Raw genomic sequence first — 18,420 nt, forward strand, 5'->3', positions numbered from 1 at the left:
ACTGGTGATGTTCAATTCTTTGAGATCAAAGATGACTTTTAGCTTCATCGGGGCAGGACCACGATTTTTTGGTAAGGCATATCCACACCATCACGATCATCAACCTGTGTCTTCGTTTCGATCTGGTTGTCTTCGCCGATCGATTGACCATACCCTTGATTAAACGACGCTTTGGAACGCACGATCGTTTTAACGCTAGGACCGATGTTCACAAAGGAGTTCATGACATGATTGACTTTTACCATACTCATGTTGATCTGGATTGGCATTTGCGTCACCTCAATAACGACGGTAGCTTCGTGATCGTCGTATCACGGCTTGGCGCGTCGATTTTGTCACGGTCGTCCAGCTTGGCTCGGAGCTCTTTTTGCGTGTTGCCGTCGCCGATCAACTGGCCGTACCCCATATTGTGTTTGGAGTTGTTTTTAAAATCGCTCAGCAAGTTTTGGCCGACATTCATCGCCGACGCATTTTCGATATTGTGCACTTTTATGTTGAAAATGTTGATCGTAAAGGACATCGCTACCACCTCTTTTTCCCGTACTGTTACGGTATGAACTAGCTCGAAAACTGGTGCCCGTCTATAAAAAAACTACGTGATTTTGTCGGAAGTGGTTGATGTATTCGCAACAGAAAAAGAAAACGGTCGTCACCATGGACGACCGTTTTCATGAGGCTTTAAATGAAGAACCTGCGCCGTCTGATGGACAGGAGACAGTATCGAGATAGATGATCAGCAAAAAACAGGTATCACATCGAGACCGAAACGCGCAACACAGCAACGGTAGCTCTATTTGATCTGAATTTGAGTTACCTAGCACACAAGCCTTTCCAAATAGAAGGGATTTCGCATAATTTATTGGAGCAACAAAAAAGGGGGTAACAACGTGTACGGACAATTTGGTGGGTTTACTCGATGGGCAGTTGTCTTTCTGATCATCTTTGTGCTGTTCATCCTGATCATTCCGGTCGATGGTGGCGCATACTAAGGCTTCACAGGAGTAGAGTCGAAGTATCATTGCAGGAGTCTTGATGTGTATCGCAATCGAACTGCTCGCTGAAGTAACAGAGCGACAAGAAAATGAAAGGCAGAGCACCGCGCTCTGCCTTTTTCATCGTTCGAATGGGTGATACAAGGTACTAGGAAGCGCAAAGAATCGACTGTTAATGTATGCTCTCACGTTCTCACTACCAGTCGGGAATTATAAAAAATTTACTTGCTTGGGTTCGAAAACAAATAAACACATATTGTTACGCGATGTACGCTGGGCGCATATGGTGAACCAAAGAGACGCATGGGGAGGGACAGCGATGAAGAAGAACGCCCGCTCGTTTTCTAGGTGGGAATCTCATGCGCGGCAGTTCTTCGGGAATGACTTTTGGGAGGATATCCTATCTGTCATTCCAGATGGCGAAGAGGCCGCCGAAGTTCCGCTCCAGTCGGAGCAGCAGGCTGCACATCCTGCGCGCCAACGCCCTGCTGTCGATGTGTATCGCCTGGAAGGCAAGCTGATTGTGCATGTCGAGTTGCCTGGGCTTGTGAATACGGACGGCATCGATCTCTATGTCCAAAATGGAGAATTGGTCGTGAGTGGGCAATTGCCGCGGCGATTTCGGCGCGAGCAAACGCTGCTGTCGGAGCGGAGCACCGGCGAGTTCCGACGCACGATTGCGCTGTCAGAAAAAGTGGTCGAAGATGGCGTGCAGGCCAGGTATCTGAACGGACTCTTAGAGATCACCTTGCCGATTGTGCAACAGCGGCATGAGGAGCCCAAAAAGCGGATTTCCATTCAACGCGATCCTCGTAACTAAAAAATCGCCGGGGCAGATTGCCCGACGATTTTTTAGTTAGACGAGGCTTTGTCTGGAAAGTGGAAGTTCTACAGCATCCGAATCTTGAACGAGAGTCGCGCCTGTAAACATCGCGTTGCCATCACCGTTTGCTTCACCTGTGCCAAAGTTTTGTTTGGATAGGCCGTTCCAGTCCGCCACAAGCAGAGGACCGATGTTGACGTAGCCTTTGTCGATCATATTGACCTTGAAAGCAAAAATATTGATTCCGCCAATTGGCATCAACGCCTCCTCCTCTCCGCTAGTAGCAATGTATGCCAAAATAAAAAAGCGGTGTCAGGAGACACCGCTTTCGCGCATACTGAGTTTATAGGCTTGAACCCTTGTTTGCGTTTATTGAATGGTGGGCCCAAGAAGATTCGAACTTCCGACCTCACGATTATCAGTCGTGCGCTCTAGCCAACTGAGCTATGGGCCCATATCCAAAAATGGTGGCTCGGGACGGAATCGAACCGCCGACACGAGGATTTTCAGTCCTCTGCTCTACCGACTGAGCTACCGAGCCTTGTGTAGTTAGAAAAAATGGTGACTCGTACGGGATTCGAACCCGTGAATGCCGCCTTGAAAGGGCGGTGAGTTAAGCCGCTTCTCCAACGAGCCATGCGATGGTGCCTTTTACCGGAATCGAACCGATGACCTCATCCTTACCATGGATGCGCTCTACCTACTGAGCTAAAAAGGCAAAGATGGTGGAGATAAGCGGATTCGAACCGCTGACCCCCTGCTTGCAAGGCAGGTGCTCTACCAACTGAGCTATACCCCCGAAAAAGATGGTGCGGTCGAGAAGACTCGAACTTCCACGGGTTGCCCCACACGCCCCTCAAGCGTGCGTGTCTGCCATTCCACCACGACCGCATCTTTTGTTGTAAAAATGGAGCGGAAGACGGGATTCGAACCCGCGACCCTCGCCTTGGCAAGGCGATGCTCTACCCCTGAGCCACTTCCGCATATAGGATATATGCGTCCCGCGTGCGACAGGACGTCGCGTTCCTAGCGGGGCTACCTCTGTCCCGCGTGCGACAGGACGTCGCGTTCCTAGCGGGGCTACCTCTGTCCCGCGTGCGACAGGACGTCGCGTTCCTAGCGGGGCTACCTCTGTCCCACGTTGCGACAGGACGTCGCGTTCTTAGCGGGGCTACCTCAAAACAAGTGGTGAGCCATGAAGGACTCGAACCTTCGACCCACTGATTAAAAGTCAGTTGCTCTACCAACTGAGCTAATGGCTCACATCGAGGATGTTGCCACATCTACCACCGCGACCGACTTGCTCGCAATGAGATGGGCTACATTCGCGACGATCTCTCGTGGCGACAAGAGATAATATATCACGTGTATTGCTAGAGTGCAAGAGGTATTCTACGTTTTTTAAGATGAGATTTTTCTCCATTTTTCAAGGAGCTGTCGTGTCACCGGGCCGATCGTTCCGTCTCCGAACGGTCTGCCTTCTAGTGAAGTGGCGGGGAGAATCCCGATGACCGATGACGTGGTGAACGCTTCGGAAGCATGGGCAATGTCCGAAGGCGTAAAGCGCTTTTCCAAAACGGGCAGTTGCCCCAACACCCATTCGCGGATGATCCCCGGCAGAATGCCTGTGTCGAGGGATGGGGTCCAGATTTCACCGTCCACGACGAAAAAGAGGTTGCTGACCGCCCCTTCTGCGACGTACCCTTCTGCGGTCAGTTGCATGCCTTCTGCTGCCCCTCTCATTTCGAGCTCCCGATAGGCGAGCAGGCTGTTGAGGTAGTTGAGCGTTTTGGCGCGCACTGGCGTTTCTGGGGTGCTGCGCACCGTCTCGAAAACGATCAAGTTGCGCTCAGCGATTGGCGGCAGGACGAGTTCCTTGACGTAGATGATCAGCGTCGGCTCGATGCAGGTAGCTCCGCTTGGTCCAAGAGCGCCTTCTCCGCGCGAAATGGTCAGCCGGACATACGCATCTTCAAGTGCGTTCGCTCGCACCGTCTCAATGACCGCGCGTTCCAACTCTTCGTCGCTCCACCGAATCGGAATGCCCAACCACTCCGCAGATGTGCGCAGGCGGCGGACATGCTCCGGCCAGAACATCGGAGACCCGCCGACGGTGCGCATCGTTTCAAAAAGCCCCGCGCCGTACAAAAAACCGTGGTCAAAAACGGACAGAGTCGCCTCCCCTGCTGGGAGAATGCGACCATTTAGGTAGACGTGCATCGGAGCCCCTGCCTTTCCAGAAAGTTGCGAAGCATCTCCTTGCCATGCTCTGTCAAAATCGCTTCGGGGTGGAACTGCACACCTTCGACGGCCAGCTCTTTGTGGCGGATCGCCATGATCTCGCCCGCTTCTGTCCATGCCGAGATTTCAAAGCAGTCGGGCAGCGACTCGCGCTCGACGAGCAGCGAGTGGTAGCGACAAACGGTCAATGGCGAAGGAAGATCTGCGAAGATCGTGCGACCATCATGCTCGATCCGCGACGTTTTGCCATGCATGAGGCGCTCCGCACGGACGACCTTACCGCCAAACGCCTGTGCGATCGACTGATGACCGAGGCAGACGCCGAGCAAAGGAATTTTGCCTGCGAACGTGCGGATCACTTCGAGTGATACGCCCGCTTCGTTCGGCGAGCAAGGTCCAGGCGAGATGACGATCACACGCGGGTTCAGGTCAGCGATCTCCTGCACGGTGATGCTATCATTGCGACGGATCACCAGTTCGTGCCCCATCTCCCCGAGGTATTGCACGAGGTTGTACACGAAAGAATCATAGTTGTCGATCATCAAAATCATGCTGGCTCTCCCCCTTCCTGCGCCGCCTGCTCCGCTTTTTCGATCGCGACCCACAGCGCTTTCGCTTTGCGCATCGATTCCTTGTATTCCCGCTCCGGCACGGAATCGATCACGATGCCCGCCCCTGCTTGGACGTAGCCGATCCCATTTTGTACCTGCAAGGTGCGGATGACGATGTTCAGTTCCATATCGCCGTCAAAATCGATCCAGCCGATCGAACCGGTATACAGACCACGGCGGGTCGGCTCCAACTCTTCGATGATCTCCATCGTGCGGATCTTCGGCGCTCCCGTGATCGTACCACCGGGGAAGGTAGCGCGGATCACATCGAAGGCATCTTGCCCTGCCCCCAACTGTCCGCGGACATTGGAAACGAGGTGAAAGACGTGCGAGTATTCTTCGACCACCATCAGTTCATTGACTTCGACAGAGCCATAGCGACAGACGCGCCCGAGATCGTTGCGCTCCAAATCGACGAGCATGATATGTTCCGCATTTTCTTTTTCGTTGCTACGTAACTCTTCCACCGCCTGTCGATCCAGTTCGGAGTCGCCTGTGCGTGGACGCGTTCCAGCGATTGGGCGCGTGTTGCATTCACCTTGCAAAACGTTGACCAAAAGCTCGGGCGAACAGGAGACGATCTGCAGTTCCGGAAAGTGCAGGTAGCTCGAGAAGGGAGACGGATTGATTTCGCGCAAATGCTTGTAGATTTCATAGGGCGCGGCCCCCAAGGTGCGACCTTGTCGGACGGAGAGGTTGACTTGGAACACATCGCCTTGGCCGATATACTCCTGGATGCGGACGACTGCCGCCTCGAAGGCCGCTTTGGAAAACGAAAACTGCCAGTCTGCTTGGGCCATGCGGGCCGGAAATGCTGGCACCTGCGAACTCCCGTGAAACAGTTGTTGTTCCATCACGTCCAAATCCGCGTCTGCCTGCACCAGCCCGTCTTCTTCCTGCAAATCGGCGTGGGCGATCAGATGCAGCAACCCGTTTCGATGGTCGATCACGCAGAGCTTGTCCACGAAGACAAAATAGAGGTCGGGCGTCCCGAGGTCGTCGGTGCTCAACTGCGGAAGGCGCTCGATGGAACGCGCCGTGTCATAGGAAAGAAACCCGACAGCGCCGCCGCGAAATTTGGGCAATCCCTCAATATAAGGTGCGCGAAACTGTGCCATTTTTTCACGCAGAATTTCCAAGGGGTCACCGAACAGCTCTTCCTGCCGCTCGCCGTGGATAAAGTGCGCTTGACCGTTTTTGGCGGTCAGCGTGGCGAAGGGTGCTCCGCCGACAAAAGAGTAGTCGCCCATCTTCCCCGATTCCAGCAAAAAATGGTGCGGGCCTTGCCAGCCTACTCGCTCATAGATTTCGGAAGTGTCGAGCGTAACCCCGTTGTATGTACGGACGACAGGCATCAGACGATACCCCTGATTCCTGTAGCTTTGCATCATTTGTTTGTTCAAGCGCTTGTTCCCCCTGATCAGGTGCAACTGGTCTATCTACGCGAATTGTAGTATATGTTTCCCGCTGTTGCAACGCACATGGTAAGATATAAGTTCGGAAACTATATTCGGCAGGGAGATGATGTCCTTGGCAGAAGAGCGGACTTATTATCCAGAGGCATTTTTGACCCGCATGCAGGAGCTGTTAGGTGCGGAGTACGCCCCTTTTCACGATGCGCTCACCCAGCCTGCGGTACAGGGACTGCGGGTGAACACGCTGAAGACAAACCCGGAGCGCTTTTTGGAAATCGCCCCGTTTCATTTGACGGCAGTGCCTTGGGTGGCTGACGGGTTTTATTATGAAGCGCCCGACCGGCCAGGGAAGCATCCGTATCATGCGGCCGGTGTTTACTACATACAGGAGCCGTCGGCGATGTCCGCCGCGGAGGTACTACAGCCGAAGCGAGGTGACCGCGTGCTCGATCTGTGCGCGGCACCGGGCGGAAAATCGACCCATCTGGCTGCGTTGCTGCAAGGGACGGGACTGCTCGTCGCTAACGAGCCCCACCCGCAGCGGGCGAAGATTTTGTCAGAGAACATCGAGCGTTGTGGCGTGACCAATGCTCTTGTGACCAACGAGATGCCCGATCGGTTGGCCGAACGCTTTCCCGCCTTTTTTGATAAAATTCTGGTCGATGCGCCGTGTTCAGGAGAAGGGATGTTCCGCAAAGACCCCGATGCGTGCGAGGAGTGGAGTCCAGGGCATGTGACAGCTTGCGCGGTTCGCCAGCTCGATATTTTAGATGTCGCCTCCCAGATGCTTCGGGCGGGCGGAACGCTGGTGTATTCGACCTGTACGTTTGCGCCTGCTGAAAATGAAGGATTGATCGAGTCGTTTTTGCAAAAGTATCCGGTTTTTGAACTTGTGGAGATTCATACGTTCGACCACTTTTCGCCAGGGCAGCCACAATGGGCAGCAGGCGGACGGCCAGAATTGGCAAAAACAGCACGGCTGTGGCCGCACCGACTACGCGGCGAAGGTCATTTTGTCGCACATCTGCGCAAAACGGACGGTGAACCTGCTCGGCGACAGAAAGAGTCGAAGCCGATCAAGCTTCCAGCCGAAGCACTGAAAAGTTATCAACAGTTTGCGGAACAAGCTCTGCGCAACATGCCGAGCGGCGAGTTTCTTCTGTTTGGGGACAACCTGTATCTGGTGCCGAGTGGGCTGCCCGATCTGAAAGGACTGAAAGTGGTCCGGCCCGGTTGGCATCTGGGGACCTTGAAGAAGAACCGTTTCGAACCCAGTCATGCGCTGGCTCTCGGACTCCGTGTGGACCACATCCAGCACACCGTACCGCTGACCGCCGCTCATCCAGATGTCGTGCACTACCTGCGCGGTGAGACATTAAACGCCGAGAGTGCCAAAGGATGGGTCGTCGTGACGGTAGACGGCTTTCCTCTCGGTTGGGGGAAACAAGCGAGCGGCATGATCAAAAACCACTATCCGAAAGGTCTGCGTTGGCCCTGATCGGAGAAAGGCCGTCTTCCCGGCGATGGGAAGACGGCCTTTTTATCTTCATCTTGGGCGGAACTACAACAGCACTTTAAACTCGCCGCCCGCGAGCTCTGACGGCAATGACTCGATGCGCACCAAATCGGAATATTTGCGAGCCATGCCGCGCAAGATTCCCAAATTAAAGTGGACGGGATACAGATTGAAGCATCTGATCTGGAACTGCTTGGTGGTGAGTTGAACACATTCATAGACGACTTTGTCGGTGACTCCCCGATGATTCAGGAGGTAGATTTCGTTTAACGAGCGCAGTGCCTGTTCAAATGTTTCCACGCCCTCTATATGGTTCGTCCGCAAGGCGACCGATTTGCCGATTTCACAAATGATCTCTTTGCCGATCGTCCGCTTCAGCTCGGCCAGCGTCTCCAGCACAGCTAAGAGTGGGAACCAGCCGTGTTCATCCATCTCGACAATCCCCTTCTCGCGCAAGATCATGCGGGCGCGGTTCTCAAAGATCCCGCTTCCGGCGACAATGCTTTGCACGATCAATCCGTTTGCTTCTGCGTTCCCGATGATGTGCATCGGCTTACCCCCCTTCACAAATAAGAAAGATGATAGAGCCAATACAAACATTTTAACACGATAAAGCGCACAGTCAATCAGTTTACCTCGGATTAAATCAGGTGCCAATTTAAAAAAGAAGCTGATCCGCAGATCAGCTTCTCCATCGAATGTTGCGATTACCCTCTCGTCACACCCGTCTTGTTCAACTGCCCGCGGGTGACACCCAATTGGTTGGTGGCGTTTAATGTGCGCCAGACGTGCGTGCCTGTCACTTCGTTTTGCAGTGCTTGGCGGTAGAGTTTCAACACCTCTTGGACACGACCACCGTCCTCTTCGAGGAACTCAACACGGTAGGTGCACACACCGTATTGCAAGAATTCACTCAGGAATTCGGCCCCCGATTGATCCACCGCGTTGTAGACGGTGTTGCGGCATCCGGTGTCCACGCGAACCGGGTGTTCAAAATCGACGCGGTCGCGCAGCGATACGCGATGCTGTTCACAAACTTGTCCGCAGTTCGTATAGTCATTGCCTTCCGACAAGAACGTCGCATACACGCAATGCTCGGTGTGGAACATCGGCATGTGCTGGTGGATGACCACCTCGATCTTGCTGGCATCCGATTGGGACAGCAGATCAACCATCTGCTCAGTGTTCAAGTCGTAGGACGCGGTGACCCTCTTGAGACCGCGCTCAAGGAACAGGTTGGCCGCTTTGTGGTTGGCGATGTTCAAGGAGAAGTCGCCGATCAGTTCGATGCCTTCCGGACGCTCTTGCTCAAAGAAGTACGCCGCTCCGGTGTTGCGAATCAGGATTCCGTCCGGCTTTGCTTTGATGATGTTCAGCAAAATGCCGCGTTCGCCCGGCATCAGGATGCGCGGAGTGGCAAGTGCGATCTTTTTACCTGCTTGACGCGCCAACTCGACCGCTTTCGGATAGTCGCGGACAAATTCGAAATCGGCGTAGATGTAATCGACATCCGTCTTTCCTGCCGCTTCAATCTGCTCCAACGAACGGCACAGCGCGATCAGGTTCGCCGTACTGCCATCAGCCGGCTCGGCTGCCAGCGTATCCTCGTAGACATCGACATCGCGCTTTTGATACTGGCGCGGTGCGATGCGCAAAGCCAGCAACTGCTCGCTTGCTTCGCGGCGCATCCGATTTAGCTCAGACATCGGTACGATGATCTCGCCTTCGAGATCCAGTGTGAGCTCACCCAGATGGTAGACAGTACCGCCTAGTCGTCCGAGTTGGTCGCGCAGCACTTCGTCGCTCAGCGGTCGTTTCAGCGCCGCTTCAGCCGCTTTGTCCGATTTGATCGTCACCGTTTGCTCGGTCTTGACATCGGTCCAGATCGTCACCAGCGGCTGGCCGATCGTGCCATGTACGGAGACGTTGACTGGGAAGGTACGATAGGGCTTTTCCGTATCGAACGTCTTGCGCAGTCTGCGATCCAGTTCCGGGTCGGATGTACGCCATACTTTGTCGCCGACGTTGATGCGACCGAGGTTGACGTCGTTGCGGCCCATGACGATTTCGTACATGCCCGCTTCGACCTTACCTTCAATCTTCTGCCCTTTGATGCGTAGATCGTAGACGCGGCCTCCCTCTTCGTCTTGCGTCGGATCTCCTGCGTCGAACACGATGCCATCGCCGCGCTTGAGCGGTGCTTGCAGATCGATCAGGATCGCGTCGCGAAACACTTTTTTCACATGGCCGAGAAAGACACCGCGCTTTTTCGGGAAGGTGCCGTCAACCAGCTCCTGATGGTTAGTGCCCGACAAAAAACCGTGTGTAAAGCCACGCGAGAAGCTTTGCTCCAGTTCGGCGATGTCGATCACGTTCGGGTCATACGCTTCGCCAGCAAAATATGCATCGATCGCACGGCTGTATTTGGAGACGACGTTGGCCACATACTCGGCCGATTTGAGTCGGCCTTCAATTTTGAAGGAGGTCACACCCGCTTCGATCAGCTCCGGCACCAGTTCGAGTGCGGCCAGGTCTTTCGGGGAAAGGACGTAGGCGATGTTGCCCATGTCTTTCAACTCGTTGTCTACGATCATGTCATACGGCAGACGGCAAGCCTGGGCACATTCGCCGCGGTTGGCTGAGCGACCGCCCCACATTTCGGAAGTTAGGCATTGGCCGGAATAGGAGACGCACAACGCGCCGTGGACGAACACTTCCAGTTCGCTTTTCGTATCGGCTGCAATTTTTTGAATGTGTTTGAGTGAGTTTTCACGACCGAGGACGACCCGCTCCATGTCATACGGTTTGGTAAACTCCACCGCTTCCGAGGAGGTGATCGTCATCTGCGTCGATCCGTGGATCGGAAAATCGGGGGAGATCTCACGGATCATGCGGACCAATCCGAGGTCTTGGACGATCACCGCGTCCACTCCAGCATCGATGCAGGCGTCGATTAGCTCTTTGGCATCTTCCAACTCGTTTTCAAACACGAGAATGTTGAAGGTCAAAAAGCCTTTGACTCCGTACATATGAAGGAACTCCATAATATCCGGCAGTTCGGCCATCAAGAAGTTGTGGGCCCGAGCTCGGGCATTAAATTTTTCGACACCAAAATAGACGGCGTTCGCTCCGTTAGCAACGGCTGCGCGCATCGCCTCCCAGTTTCCCGCAGGCGCGAGCAGTTCGATATCTTCACGTCTCAGGTCTGTTCTCATCTATGGTCACCATCCGTTTCACCTAATTCAGTCTAACTTGTTTATTGTACATGTTTTCCCGAAATGACGAAAGAATTGCTGGGAAAAAGAATACCTATTGTCATTTCGTAGCATCCTACCTTATAATAGAGCCAATTAAAATCGAGAGCGGAATCATGCCGGTGAAGAGCATCCAACTCAGAGGCGTCTGTGACGAATAGACCGGGTACTGCCCGTTACAGCAGTGCTAAGAGGGTCAGATTTTCTTTTTCCAAAAGAGATCTGGTCAAATTGGGTGGCACCGCGAGAAAGCGCTCCTCGTCCCAAAAGGATGAGGGCGCTTTTTGTGTTCAATTAGATAAATTTTACTGAAGGAGTGAAGGATAATGTTGGACATTCGTTACATCCGTGAGCATCCGGAAATCGTGCAACAGGTCGCGAAGCAAAAGGGGATTGACGTATCGATCGACGATCTTTTGTCGCATGACGTGGAGCGCCGCCGCATCTTGCAGGAACTGGAGCAGTACCGCATGCAGCGCAACCAACTGTCGCAAATGATGCCGCAGTTAGCCAAACAAGGCAAAAAAGAAGAGATGGAGCAGACCAAAGAGCAAGTGCGCCAGATCAATGCGAGCATCGCTGCGTTGGAAAGCTCGCTTCACGATGTGGAAGGCAAACTGCGTGACTTGATGCTGCGCGTGCCGAACATCATCTCGCCTGACACGCCGATCGGTGAGTCGGATGCTGACAACGTGGAAGTGCGCCGTGTCGGCGACGTTCCGGTATTCGATTTTGAGCCGCTCGATCATGTCGCGCTCGGCGAAAAATTTGACCTGTTTGACATCGCGCGCGGCGTAAAAGTGGCCGGGACGCGCAACTATTATTTGAAAGGCGTCGGCGCCTACCTGCATCGTGCAGTCCAGTCGCTGGCCATCGATCTGCTGACTGACCGCGGGTTTACGGTGATGGATGTCCCGGTGATGCTGCGTGAGGAAATGTTCACAAACACCGGCTTCTTCCCGCTCGGTCTGGATCAGACCTATGCGCTTGAAGATCAAAAATATCTCGTCGGCACCTCGGAAGTTCCCCTCGTCTCCTATTACAGCAACGAAGTGGTTGACGTTGAGCAACCTGTGAAGTTCGCTGGCGTCTCGAACTGCTTCCGCAGCGAAGCGGGTTCGGCAGGTCGCGATGTGCGTGGCTTGTACCGCGTACACCAATTTGCGAAGGTGGAACAAGTTGTCATCTGCAAAAATGATCCCGAAGTTTCGGAGCAAATTTTGCAGACGATCACGAAAAATGCGGAAGACCTGCTCCAACTGTTGGAGCTTCCCTACCGTGTGGTCAGCGTTTGCACCGGAGATATTGGCCAAGGCGTGTACAAGAAATATGACATTGAAACGTGGATGCCTAGCCGTGAGAGCTACGGGGAAACGCAATCGGCTTCCAACCTGCACGAGTTCCAAGCGCGCCGCTCGAACATCCGCTATCGTGATGAAAACGGGCAGTTGCAGTTCTGCCATACGCTGAATAACACAGCGGTGGCAACACCTCGTATCTTGATCCCGCTGCTTGAGAACCACCAGCGCAAAGATGGCTCGATCTACATTCCGAAAGCGCTGCGCAAGTACATGAATGGCGTGGAAGAGATCAAACCGAACTAAACAAGACGATCAGACCGCAGGTTGCTAACCTGCGGTCTTTCTTTTGAAAATAGGCACGAAAAGAGCATCCCTTTACCGCCAGCGGAAGGGATGCTCTTTTATGACCAAGCGATTCAAGAATTAGCTATTGTTTCACGACAGCTCGCAAAGCATCGGGCAGACCCTCGTAAATGCGTTCCGCCATCTTCTCATAGCCTTGATTGTTCGGATGGAAATGGTCGAAGGAAAGCAAGGAGCTGTTGTTCCATTGGAACAGGTCGAACATCGGTACCACTTTCACCTGCGGGAACGCTTGAGTGACTTTTCTCAAGTGGTCATTCCAGTCGAGCAGAAGTTGGTTGGACAGCCCCTTGTCATCGGTCAGACCGTCGAAAGGATTGTACAGCCCAAGCACGATGATCGGCGCTTGCCCATTGCTTTTGCGAATGGTGGTCAAGATTTCCTGGATGTTGCTGAGATACTTCTCTTGGGCAGACAGAATCGCCGCTTGGTCGATGCCTGCGCTGCCGAGAATTTTATCCACTCCGCCGATGGAGTGTGTGATATCATTGCCTCCGATCGAGACCATGATCAGGTTCGCATCTTCGAAATATTGTTGCACACCCGGATTTTGCACCGACTTGACGAGTTCGGACGACTCAAGTCCGCTGATGCCGAGGTTGTGAACATTGACTTTCTGTCCCGTCTCTTCCAGACGTGTTTTCAAGTTGCCGACGTAGCCTTTGCCTGACGTATCACCAATGCCTTTGGTCAGCGAGTCGCCGATGGCGACGATCAGAGCGGGTTCGCCTGCCTTCTGATCAACTGCAACGGCCGGTGTGGCTGCTTCCTGCTCCGTTTTTTCCGAGGTGGTCGAAAGCGATGACGTATCATCACCTGGCTCGATCAGCGCGAGCGTAAAGCCTGTTGTGAGGACCGCTGCACTGGCCAGTGCCAAAAATAAGACGCTGCCCCAGAGAAAAGATCGTTTTTTCTTCATCGTGTGTAGGGCACCTCCTTCACTTTAGTCTATCATAGATAGTCCTGTGCTTGCATGCAAATCAGACCTCTTTCTTCGATTTGGCAAGAAGAAGGGGATTTTTGTTGATCAATTTTCGAAAGGCGACAATTTCTATGAGAACATGCAACATTCTGCTACACTAGTAGATACCAGCACAACTTATCGCAAGCAAGGAGGACCATCGCTTGACTGACCAAAATCGTCCGATCGCCTTGTCCGTACGTCATTTGCAAAAGACGATCAAACGCCGCACGATCGTGCAGGATATCACGTTTGACGTGTTCGAAGGCGAAGTGTTCGGCTTCCTCGGCCCCAATGGGGCTGGCAAGACCACGACCATTCGCATGATTGTCGGGTTGATCAAACCGACCGCAGGCCATGTGTTGATCGGTGGCCATGATGTGCAAAAAAACTTTTTGGACGCGATGCGCTGTGTCGGCTGTATCGTGGAAAATCCTGAACTGTATAAATACATGACCGGCTGGCAGAACCTTGAACATTTTGCCCGCATGCTCGATCTGCCCGATGAGCGAATCGAGGAAGTGGTGAAACTGGTGCGGATGGACAACCGCATTCATGACAAAGTCAAAACCTATTCGCTCGGGATGCGCCAACGCCTCGGCATTGCCCAAGCCCTGCTCGCTTCCCCCAAGCTGTTGATTTTGGACGAACCGACCAACGGGCTCGACCCGGCGGGGATTCGTGAACTGCGCGAGTTTATCCGGCGCTTGGCACGGGAAGAAGGCTTGGCGGTGTTTGTCTCCTCGCACATGCTGGCCGAAGTGCAGATGATGTGCGATCGGGTTGCCATCTTGTCAAATGGTCAGATTTTGAAGGTTGCCACCGTTGAAGAGATCGTGCACACGGGCACCAATCGCGTGGAGTGGACGGTCGATGCACGCGAGACCGCTTATGCGTTGATCGCCGCTGAGATCGGAGACGAGCATGTCGAGTTGCTCGGCGAAAACAAAATTGTCGGGATTCTGACGGCCGATCAGACCGCACGGGTCAACGAGAAATTGATCTCAGCGGGCATCAAATTGTACGGCGTACAGGTACAAGGGCAGTTGGAAGAGCTGTTCCTGGAAATCACCGGAGGAGGTGACACGATTGCGTAACCTCTATCAATTGACGCGCAACGAGACGTTGAAAGTGCTACGGAAAAAACGTTTTCTCGTCGTGTTGCTGATTCTTGCCGTACTGATTCCGCTGTTCGCTTACGGGCAGCATAACCAGCAGGAGAAACAACAAGCGCAGAGCGGTATCACCGACTGGCGAGCCGATGTAGGCAAACAGATCACCGAGACCGAACGCCGTCTGGCCAATCCGACGCTCGATGAGTCGCGCAGAAAAGCGTTGCAGTTGCAACTTGAGCAAAACAAATATTACCTCGAGCGGGACATCAACCCCGCTGAGCCTGGTGCCACCTCGTTCACCCGCATCTTTATGCAGTTCGGCATTTCCTTATTTTTGCCGCTGCTCGTCATCGTCGTGGCGACCGACATCGTGTCGTCAGAGCATCAGGATGGGACGATCAAGTTGCTTTTGACCAGACCTGTGAAGCGCTGGAAGATTTTGATGAGCAAATATTTGACGCTGTTGATCTTCACCACGCTGACCGTGCTCGCGATGGGCGTGCTCTCCTACACCATATCCGGCCTATTCTTTGGTTACAAAGGTTGGGATGCGCCCATGTTGACCGGATTTCAGATCGTCAATGGAACGCTCGACGCCGACAACGTGCGGGTAATTCCCCATTGGCAGTTGATGCTGATGAACTACGGACTGGGCTGGATCGCTGCGATTGCAGTGGCGACTTTGTCGTTCATGGTCTCGGTGCTGGTGCGCGGCACGGCGACTGGCATGGGCGTGATGCTGGCCGTCCTGATCGGTGGGAGCATCATGGTACAGCTCGCGACCGATTTCCCGCTGACCAAATATGTGTTCACCACACATCTCAACCTCGCCGGATATATCAATGGCATGCCCCCGGCGGTGGACGGGTTGACGCTTGGCTATTCGCTTTGCGTGCTGGCGATCTGGGCCGCTGCGTCGCTTGTGATCTCCTTTACTTCTTTCACGAAGCGAGATGTGTTGGCCTAAGTTCATGGCAACGCAAAAACCACTCTCAGACGAGAGTGGTTTTTGTGTACCTTGCCGTAAGGGCGGGGCATGATGTTGCACGGCTTGGTTCAACAGGCAGGTGGGAGTAAATGCCAAACGTTGTTCTTGATCTGGCAAGGTCCTGACCTTCCGCCGTGCCCGGTCGTCAAACAGCCTGTCCTACGAACTTTTCTTGTCTTTCGCTACGTGCAGGACATGGCGCAAAACCGCCTCGGCGACTTCCGCGTCAGGATCGCTCGTCAAGCGCTGTGCATCGGCAGGCACTACCCAGTCTGCCGCCGCTCTCACCGCTTCTGACGCCCAGCTCATCGCGACACCGAACCCAGCCCAAGCGATCATCCCGAGGTCATTTTTGCTGTCGCCAAGCGCCATCACCTGCTCCTGTGGCACATCGAGTGCGGCGCACAAGCCGGCCAGTGCATCGTGCTTGGTGCTTTTCGGGTGCAGGATGTTCAGTTCCGAAATACCATCCGAATAGACGTGATGACGGCAACAGTAGCCTTCCCCAGCCTCGCCAAACTGCGCTAAGATCAGTTCAGACTCCCGATTCCCTTTTACAAAAATCTGAAAAGGCGCTTCGACCAGCGCCTCCGCCATTTGCTCCACCTGTTTTTCGACCGTGCGCTGGCGGCCATTGGACGGATCATAGTCGAGATTGTTCCACACTTCGTTCCCGACATAGACGCGAAGTGCGATCTGGTGCGCTTGTGCAAACGCAACTACCTCCCGGGCAAACGGCAATGGCAGGAAACGACGCCGCAACACCTCACCGCTTCGTCCCTCGATCACATTCGAACCGGACGAGACGATCAGCGGGGTGGTCAGACCCAGTTGGTCATGGAATCGCTTGGTACCCGCATATCCGCGAGCGGTGGCGATCACCACCTGCACGCCAGCCTCCTGCGCTTGGGCGAGAGCGGTCACATTCTCCTCCGGCAGATGTCCATCCGGTGCGATCAGCGTGTCATCAAGATCGATTGCAATCAGTTTGATCATCTCAGGGCCGCCTCCTCATTGTTTTTTCCTATTTATTTGGTTACACTACAATCGGACAAAAACCTGCCAAATTTTCACGAAAAAAGTGATTTCCGTCCTCAAATCATTGTGTTATACTTATAGCAAATAGTATGACACAATCGAGAAAAACGGGTAACAAAGTGTCAGAATGTGTTGCACCATTTTCGACTTTTGATTACTATAATAATAACAGTAATCCCCAAAGGAAAGGAACTGAACTTTTCCCATGACAACGAACATGATGACCGCTGAGCTCCAAGAGATCCTGAACAATACGACTGTTCACCGCAATCTTTCCGTACCTACACTTGTGGAAACTGCTGTGAAGTACGGCGAAGGGATCACCACCTCTACGGGTGCACTCAGCGTAACCACTGGCAAATACACGGGGCGTTCCCCGAAAGACAAATTTATCGTGGAAGACTCCCTCTCCAAAGACAAAGTCCATTGGGGCCCGGTCAACCAACCATTCTCACAGGAAAAGTTCGATGCACTTTATTCGAAAGTCTTGAACCACCTGAAAACAAAAGATGAGCTGTTCGTCTTTGACGGGTTTGCAGGGGCTGACCAAACGTACCGCTTGCCGATTCGCATCATCAACGAATACTCTTGGCAAAACCTGTTTGTTCACCAGCTCTTTATTCGTCCGACCGCAGAGGAACTGGCAGAGCACAGCGCACAATTTACCGTCATCGCAGTGCCGAGCTTTTCGGCCGACCCGGAAGTGGACGGCACCAATTCGGAGACGTTCATCCTCGTCTCGTTCGAAAAGCGCGTCATCCTGATTGGCGGCACGCACTATGCTGGTGAGATGAAAAAGTCGATCTTCTCCGTGATGAACTTCCTCTTGCCGCTACAAGGCGTCATGCCGATGCACTGCTCGGCAAACGTTGGCAAGTCGGGCGACGTCGCGCTGTTCTTCGGTCTGTCCGGCACGGGGAAAACAACCCTGTCTGCAGACCCGAACCGCAACCTGATCGGTGACGATGAGCATGGTTGGTCTGATAACGGCGTCTTCAATTTCGAAGGCGGCTGCTATGCCAAGTGCATCCGACTTACCGAAGCGAACGAGCCGGAGATCTGGAACGCGATCACATTCGGTTCGGTGCTGGAAAACGTGGTGGTCGATCATGAAACCCGCCTGCCCGATTACGACAGCGACCAACTGACCGAAAACACGCGTGCTGCCTACCCGCTGACCAGCATCCCCGGTGCTGTATTGCCGAGCGTCGGCGGTCATCCCAACGTGATCGTCTTCCTGACAGCAGATGCATTTGGCGTGTTGCCTCCGATCGCTAAGCTGACGAAAGAACAAGCGATGTACTACTTCCTGTCCGGCTACACTTCCAAGCTCGCAGGCACCGAACGCGGTGTCACCGAGCCGGAAGCGACCTTCTCGACCTGCTTTGGCGCACCGTTCCTGCCGCTGGCACCGACCGTGTACGCAGAGTTGCTTGGTGAGAAGATCACCAAGCACGATGCAAAAGTCTACTTGGTCAACACCGGCTGGACCGGCGGCGGCTACGGCACAGGTTCTCGCATGAAGCTGTCCTACACCCGCGCGATGGTCACCGCGGCGATCGAAGGACAGCTGGACGTTGCCACCTATGAAACGGACCCGATCTTCGGCCTCGACATCCCGACCAGCGTCGAAGGTGTGCCGACCGAAGTTCTCAACCCGCGCAACACGTGGGAAAATAAAGAAGCGTACGACACCCAAGCGAAAGACCTCGCTTCTCGCTTCATCAAGAACTTCAACAAGTTTGAAAGCGTTTCGGAAGCGATCAAATCGGCTGCACCGAAAGCGTAAGTGCTTGCCCGCG

General features: G+C 53.8%; 16 protein-coding genes and 8 tRNA genes. 6 read left to right on the forward strand and 18 right to left on the reverse strand.

Going from position 1 to position 18,420, the window contains the following annotated elements; translation table 11 throughout:
- Positions 1-44: 44 nt before the first annotated feature.
- Complete coding sequence (locus CIG75_RS14425; RefSeq protein WP_094237273.1) at positions 45-269, reverse strand: hypothetical protein; 225 nt, start codon at positions 267-269, stop codon at positions 45-47.
- 5 nt (positions 270-274) lie between these two features.
- Positions 275-520 (reverse strand): spore germination protein, encoded by a 246-nt coding sequence (locus CIG75_RS14430; RefSeq protein WP_094237274.1) that lies wholly within the window; start codon positions 518-520, stop codon positions 275-277.
- 791 nt (positions 521-1,311) lie between these two features.
- Between CIG75_RS14430 and CIG75_RS14435 the strand changes: the two genes are divergently transcribed.
- Complete coding sequence (locus CIG75_RS14435; protein ID WP_157729571.1) at positions 1,312-1,812, forward strand: Hsp20/alpha crystallin family protein; 501 nt, start codon at positions 1,312-1,314, stop codon at positions 1,810-1,812.
- A gap of 36 nt (positions 1,813-1,848) precedes the next feature.
- Here CIG75_RS14435 and CIG75_RS14440 read toward each other — a convergent pair whose 3' ends face one another.
- The 12 genes from CIG75_RS14440 to pabB form a co-directional block, all read right to left on the reverse strand.
- Positions 1,849-2,073: a hypothetical protein gene (locus CIG75_RS14440; RefSeq protein WP_094237276.1), complete on the reverse strand. Its 225-nt coding sequence runs from the start codon at positions 2,071-2,073 to the stop codon at positions 1,849-1,851.
- Positions 2,074-2,192: 119 nt separating this feature from the next.
- A tRNA-Ile gene (locus CIG75_RS14445) sits at positions 2,193-2,269 on the reverse strand.
- An 11-nt stretch (positions 2,270-2,280) separates the two neighbouring features.
- Positions 2,281-2,356: transfer RNA gene (locus tag CIG75_RS14450), tRNA-Phe, on the reverse strand.
- An 18-nt stretch (positions 2,357-2,374) separates the two neighbouring features.
- Positions 2,375-2,451, reverse strand: a tRNA-Glu gene (locus tag CIG75_RS14455).
- 6 nt (positions 2,452-2,457) lie between these two features.
- A tRNA-Thr gene (locus tag CIG75_RS14460) sits at positions 2,458-2,533 on the reverse strand.
- Between the two features lie 5 nt (positions 2,534-2,538).
- A tRNA-Ala gene (locus tag CIG75_RS14465) sits at positions 2,539-2,614 on the reverse strand.
- A gap of 8 nt (positions 2,615-2,622) precedes the next feature.
- Positions 2,623-2,706 (reverse strand) — tRNA-Leu (locus CIG75_RS14470).
- A gap of 17 nt (positions 2,707-2,723) precedes the next feature.
- Positions 2,724-2,798: transfer RNA gene (locus CIG75_RS14475), tRNA-Gly, on the reverse strand.
- 203 nt (positions 2,799-3,001) lie between these two features.
- Positions 3,002-3,077, reverse strand: a tRNA-Lys gene (locus CIG75_RS14480).
- Positions 3,078-3,216: 139 nt separating this feature from the next.
- Complete coding sequence (locus tag CIG75_RS14485; protein WP_094237277.1) at positions 3,217-4,035, reverse strand: aminotransferase class IV; 819 nt, start codon at positions 4,033-4,035, stop codon at positions 3,217-3,219.
- Entirely contained in the window at positions 4,020-4,607 is a 588-nt protein-coding gene (pabA, locus tag CIG75_RS14490) for an aminodeoxychorismate/anthranilate synthase component II (RefSeq protein ID WP_094237278.1), read from the reverse strand. The genes CIG75_RS14485 and pabA overlap by 16 nt, the downstream gene beginning before the upstream one ends.
- Positions 4,604-6,058 (reverse strand): aminodeoxychorismate synthase, component I, encoded by a 1,455-nt coding sequence (gene pabB, locus CIG75_RS14495; RefSeq protein WP_407701295.1) that lies wholly within the window; start codon positions 6,056-6,058, stop codon positions 4,604-4,606. Before pabB ends, pabA begins: the two co-directional genes overlap by 4 nt.
- 139 nt (positions 6,059-6,197) lie before the next feature.
- On the opposite strand from pabB, the gene CIG75_RS14500 reads away from it, so the two are divergent.
- Complete coding sequence (locus CIG75_RS14500) at positions 6,198-7,580, forward strand: RsmF rRNA methyltransferase first C-terminal domain-containing protein (protein ID WP_227874238.1); 1,383 nt, start codon at positions 6,198-6,200, stop codon at positions 7,578-7,580.
- A gap of 63 nt (positions 7,581-7,643) precedes the next feature.
- Here the strand turns inward: CIG75_RS14500 and CIG75_RS14505 are convergent, their stop codons facing one another.
- Both CIG75_RS14505 and CIG75_RS14510 read right to left on the reverse strand, forming a co-directional pair.
- On the reverse strand, positions 7,644-8,147 hold the full coding sequence (locus tag CIG75_RS14505; RefSeq protein WP_094237281.1) for a hypothetical protein: 504 nt from the start codon (positions 8,145-8,147) through the stop codon (positions 7,644-7,646).
- Positions 8,148-8,305: 158 nt separating this feature from the next.
- Positions 8,306-10,813, reverse strand: a complete 2,508-nt coding sequence (locus tag CIG75_RS14510) for a U32 family peptidase (protein WP_094237282.1) — start codon at positions 10,811-10,813, stop codon at positions 8,306-8,308.
- A 365-nt stretch (positions 10,814-11,178) separates the two neighbouring features.
- Between CIG75_RS14510 and serS the strand changes: the two genes are divergently transcribed.
- Positions 11,179-12,456, forward strand: coding sequence for a serine--tRNA ligase (gene serS, locus CIG75_RS14515; protein WP_094237283.1), 1,278 nt, complete (start codon positions 11,179-11,181; stop codon positions 12,454-12,456).
- A 124-nt stretch (positions 12,457-12,580) separates the two neighbouring features.
- Here serS and CIG75_RS14520 read toward each other — a convergent pair whose 3' ends face one another.
- Positions 12,581-13,435 carry a GDSL-type esterase/lipase family protein gene (locus tag CIG75_RS14520; protein ID WP_094237284.1) on the reverse strand — a complete coding sequence of 285 codons (855 nt, stop codon included), beginning with the start codon at positions 13,433-13,435 and terminating at the stop codon, positions 12,581-12,583.
- A gap of 206 nt (positions 13,436-13,641) precedes the next feature.
- Between CIG75_RS14520 and CIG75_RS14525 the strand changes: the two genes are divergently transcribed.
- The gene (locus CIG75_RS14525; protein WP_094237285.1) at positions 13,642-14,574 is read left to right on the forward strand and encodes an ABC transporter ATP-binding protein; all 933 of its coding nucleotides are present in this window, start codon (positions 13,642-13,644) and stop codon (positions 14,572-14,574) included.
- Positions 14,567-15,559, forward strand: a complete 993-nt coding sequence (locus tag CIG75_RS14530; protein ID WP_094237286.1) for an ABC transporter permease — start codon at positions 14,567-14,569, stop codon at positions 15,557-15,559. Before CIG75_RS14525 ends, CIG75_RS14530 begins: the two co-directional genes overlap by 8 nt.
- 180 nt (positions 15,560-15,739) lie before the next feature.
- Here the strand turns inward: CIG75_RS14530 and CIG75_RS14535 are convergent, their stop codons facing one another.
- Entirely contained in the window at positions 15,740-16,576 is an 837-nt protein-coding gene (locus tag CIG75_RS14535) for an HAD-IIB family hydrolase (protein ID WP_094237287.1), read from the reverse strand.
- 247 nt (positions 16,577-16,823) lie between these two features.
- On the opposite strand from CIG75_RS14535, the gene pckA reads away from it, so the two are divergent.
- Positions 16,824-18,407, forward strand: coding sequence for a phosphoenolpyruvate carboxykinase (ATP) (gene pckA, locus CIG75_RS14540; protein ID WP_094237288.1), 1,584 nt, complete (start codon positions 16,824-16,826; stop codon positions 18,405-18,407).
- The last annotated feature ends 13 nt before the right edge of the window (positions 18,408-18,420 follow it).

It is taken from the genome of Tumebacillus algifaecis, from assembly GCF_002243515.1.
Lineage (GTDB): Bacteria > Bacillota > Bacilli > Tumebacillales > Tumebacillaceae > Tumebacillus_A > Tumebacillus_A algifaecis.

Coding starts and splice junctions, on each gene's coding strand:
- CIG75_RS14430 (WP_094237274.1), bottom strand. CDS start 520: ATGTCCTTTACGATCAACATTTTCAACATAAAAGTGCACAATATCGAA.
- CIG75_RS14535 (WP_094237287.1), bottom strand. CDS start 16,576: ATGATCAAACTGATTGCAATCGATCTTGATGACACGCTGATCGCACCG.
- CIG75_RS14505 (WP_094237281.1), bottom strand. CDS start 8,147: ATGCACATCATCGGGAACGCAGAAGCAAACGGATTGATCGTGCAAAGC.
- CIG75_RS14425 (WP_094237273.1), bottom strand. CDS start 269: ATGCCAATCCAGATCAACATGAGTATGGTAAAAGTCAATCATGTCATG.
- CIG75_RS14435 (WP_157729571.1), top strand. CDS start 1,312: ATGAAGAAGAACGCCCGCTCGTTTTCTAGGTGGGAATCTCATGCGCGG.
- serS (WP_094237283.1), top strand. CDS start 11,179: ATGTTGGACATTCGTTACATCCGTGAGCATCCGGAAATCGTGCAACAG.
- CIG75_RS14520 (WP_094237284.1), bottom strand. CDS start 13,435: ATGAAGAAAAAACGATCTTTTCTCTGGGGCAGCGTCTTATTTTTGGCA.
- CIG75_RS14510 (WP_094237282.1), bottom strand. CDS start 10,813: ATGAGAACAGACCTGAGACGTGAAGATATCGAACTGCTCGCGCCTGCG.
- pabB (WP_407701295.1), bottom strand. CDS start 6,058: ATGATGCAAAGCTACAGGAATCAGGGGTATCGTCTGATGCCTGTCGTC.
- pabA (WP_094237278.1), bottom strand. CDS start 4,607: ATGATTTTGATGATCGACAACTATGATTCTTTCGTGTACAACCTCGTG.
- CIG75_RS14485 (WP_094237277.1), bottom strand. CDS start 4,035: ATGCACGTCTACCTAAATGGTCGCATTCTCCCAGCAGGGGAGGCGACT.
- CIG75_RS14440 (WP_094237276.1), bottom strand. CDS start 2,073: ATGCCAATTGGCGGAATCAATATTTTTGCTTTCAAGGTCAATATGATC.
- pckA (WP_094237288.1), top strand. CDS start 16,824: ATGACAACGAACATGATGACCGCTGAGCTCCAAGAGATCCTGAACAAT.